This is a genomic window from Pelatocladus sp., assembly GCF_059505505.1.
Genome location: NZ_JCACKS010000008.1, coordinates 1 through 2,857, shown reverse-complemented (window position 1 = coordinate 2,857; position 2,857 = coordinate 1). Strand labels below are relative to the sequence as shown.

Genomic DNA, 2,857 nt, shown 5'->3' with positions numbered 1-2,857 from the left:
CCCCTATCCCCTATCCCCTATCCCCTATCCCCTATCCCCTATCCCCTATCCCCTAATCGCCTGGGCTTGCTGAATCCACTGCTGTACTTGTTCAACAGAAGGACATAGATCTCGTCGTTGCATTGTTGCTACCTGCAAACGCAAGATTTGTCTGTGCAATCTGTGAGTGGGAAGAGTCGCCAGCAAAGCTACAGAACCCACGCCAGCATGAAGTAATAAACCGCAATGTTGAGTACCAACACCAGGAATCCGCGCTAAGTCTGCTAATGCTACCCATTTGTTGACATACTGAAGATGAATTTGCAGTTTATTGGCAAGTGTCACTTTCGCCTGGAGAGTTTGGCTTTGTTCAATTAATGCTTTTGTGGTGTTAATACCACAGTTTTGTAATTGGGAGACTTCTTGCTGGGATAATCCTGGTAATTGTTCAATCGGCCAGTCACAGGATTTTACAAGACAAACTGGCGCTTTCGGTTTAGGAGACATTTGTATAACTTAAAAAATCAACTCGCACTTACTAAGATTAACGTTGATTACAAAAATAGTTGCACCCATAACAAACATGATAACGTTTGTCACTAAAGTAAAATTTTATCTATGAAAATAGTTTTATTTCATAGATAAAAATTTCAGATTTGCCACTAAAGTAAAATTTTTATCTATGAAAATGATTTTAATAATAAATAAAGTTTTCAGATTTGTTACCAAAGTAAAATTTTGATTCATTGTTTAAATCAGATTTGCTGCAAATGTGAAAGCCATCGCGAGTAAAAATTTCATTGAAGCAGCTACGCAAAAATATTTACAGCAGATTTCAGCAAGCGTGAGTATCCTGCCTAGAACTAAAGTTCCAGGCTCATAGCGAAAGTCTGCTTAAGCAGACTAGTTGTGCTATTAGCTAAGGGTTTAAACCCTTAGCTATATATTGAAAAAATTGGGATGCTCCCCTAGCTTGTTTAATTAGAAAATTCCAACTCGCAGTATCTTAAAAATAAGTAGAGTTTCAAAACATAAAATTTATGTTGCACAAAAGCGAGCGTTGGATCAAAAAAGATATTTGGAGTATTCTAGCTGTTGCTAGCTTAGTGATCTTGCCAGGGGGATTAGTTGGTTGCAACTTTGGCACAGAAGATGAACGCCAAGAACAACGAGAGAATAACACAAATCGATCAGACTCAGATGACGATGATGACGACAGAGAAAATAACCAACGGCGCAATAATAGTGATGACGATGACAAGGATGACGATGATTAGAAATTCACTATAAAAGTAGCCAATAACCAATCAAATTCAGGGAGGTGTGTGAGTTTGCAAATTTTTTACTCCCTGTTTTTTTGTGAATACACTGTAAATAGAATCATAAGTTACTGCAACTAATATCACCTCAGCATTTAATCATAAATATTCTTTAAACATTAAAAAAAATCATGTTAAGCATCTCTATAAATGATCATTTACCACGATCGCCTTATTTAGTCACTTCTTTGCCAGGGCCTTGTGCTAGAAAAATTATCGAACGCGATCGCGCTGTAACTTCTCCTTCTTATACTCGCGACTATCCCTTAGTTGTGGCTCGTGGTGAAGGCTGTATGGTAGAAGATGTGGATGGTAATGTCTTTTTAGACATGACGGCGGGAATTGCTGTCACCGCCACAGGACACGCGCATCCAAAAGTTGTGCAGGCTATTCAAGCACAAGCTGGCAAGTTATTGCACATGTCAGGTACTGATTTTTACTATGAACCGATGGTGGAATTAGCGGAAAGCTTAGTTAAAAACGTAGATTTTCCCAATGGTGCGAAAGTATTTTTTACTAACTCTGGTGCGGAATCTAACGAGGGCGCCATCAAACTGGCGAGATACTACACTAAACGTTCCCTGATTATCGCCTTTTTAGGAGCATTCCACGGACGTACCTATGGAGCCATGTCTCTGACTGGTTCCAAAGCAGTGCAAAGAGAAGGTTTTGGCCCTCTAGTTCCGGGGGTAACACATATTCCTTATGGAACTCACGCCAGTTTAGATTACCTAGAAAAACAATTATTTCCCGCCATGCTACCACCCCATGAAGTAGCAGCAATTATCGTTGAACCAATTCAAGGCGAAGGTGGTTATATTGTACCAGAGGAGGGATTTTTACAACGGATTCGCGAAATATGCGATCGTTACGGCATCTTGATGATAGTGGATGAAGTGCAATCGGGTATGGGGCGTACAGGTCGATTGTTTGCGATCGAACATTGGGGCGTTACACCAGACATTATTACTACCGCTAAGGGTATTGCTAGTGGTTTACCTCTAGGTACAATTCTCGCCCGATCAGAAATCATGACTTGGCCGCCTGGTTCCCATGCTACCACTTTTGGTGGAAACCCTGTTGCTTGTGCTGCTGCCCTTGCCACTTTGGAACTATTGGAAAGCGGTTTAATGACAAATGCTACCAAAATGGGAGAGTTACTGCAAGCTGGTTTAGTGAATTTGCATCAACAGTTTCCCAGAGTTTCCCTACCACGTGGTAAAGGTTTGATGGTGGCGGTGGATTTGTTTGATGATCGAGGAAATTTGGATCGACAGTTACGCGATCGCATTTTACAAACAGCTTTTTTACATGGTTTGTTATTGCTTGGTTGTGGAAAAGCAGCTATTCGTTTCTGTCCACCATTGGTGATTGATAGTGATCAGATTGAGACTGCTTTGGGAATTTTCGCTGCTGTGTTAGCAGAGATTTTGCACTAGTGGTTCACACACCGCACAAATTACCTGTCCTTGCTCAAAAATCTTCTTACCTCGCAAAAAAGTTGTTGTCAAAACAAGTAAAAAGTAAAAAGTAAAAAGTAAAAAGTAAAAAGTAAAAAG

At 40.3% G+C, this 2,857-nt stretch carries 3 protein-coding genes; 2 read left to right on the top strand and 1 reads right to left on the bottom strand.

The genetic code is table 11. The features are described 5' to 3' along the window. Nucleotides 1-45: 45 nt before the first annotated feature. Complete coding sequence (locus AC5JMK_RS00640) at nucleotides 46-486, bottom strand: DUF4332 domain-containing protein (RefSeq protein ID WP_096675253.1); 441 nt, start codon at nucleotides 484-486, stop codon at nucleotides 46-48. Between the two features lie 533 nt (nucleotides 487-1,019). Between AC5JMK_RS00640 and AC5JMK_RS00635 the strand changes: the two genes are divergently transcribed. Both AC5JMK_RS00635 and AC5JMK_RS00630 read left to right on the top strand, forming a co-directional pair. After that, nucleotides 1,020-1,256 carry a hypothetical protein gene (locus tag AC5JMK_RS00635; protein ID WP_096675252.1) on the top strand — a complete coding sequence of 79 codons (237 nt, stop codon included), beginning with the start codon at nucleotides 1,020-1,022 and terminating at the stop codon, nucleotides 1,254-1,256. 173 nt (nucleotides 1,257-1,429) lie between these two features. Further along, nucleotides 1,430-2,737, top strand: coding sequence for an acetyl ornithine aminotransferase family protein (locus AC5JMK_RS00630; protein ID WP_096675251.1), 1,308 nt, complete (start codon nucleotides 1,430-1,432; stop codon nucleotides 2,735-2,737). Nucleotides 2,738-2,857: the final 120 nt, after the last annotated feature.

Excerpts from the sequence above, each read along its gene's own strand:
- AC5JMK_RS00640 (WP_096675253.1), bottom strand. The coding sequence starts at position 486 with ATGTCTCCTAAACCGAAAGCGCCAGTTTGTCTTGTAAAATCCTGTGAC.
- AC5JMK_RS00635 (WP_096675252.1), top strand. The coding sequence starts at position 1,020 with ATGTTGCACAAAAGCGAGCGTTGGATCAAAAAAGATATTTGGAGTATT.
- AC5JMK_RS00630 (WP_096675251.1), top strand. The coding sequence starts at position 1,430 with ATGTTAAGCATCTCTATAAATGATCATTTACCACGATCGCCTTATTTA.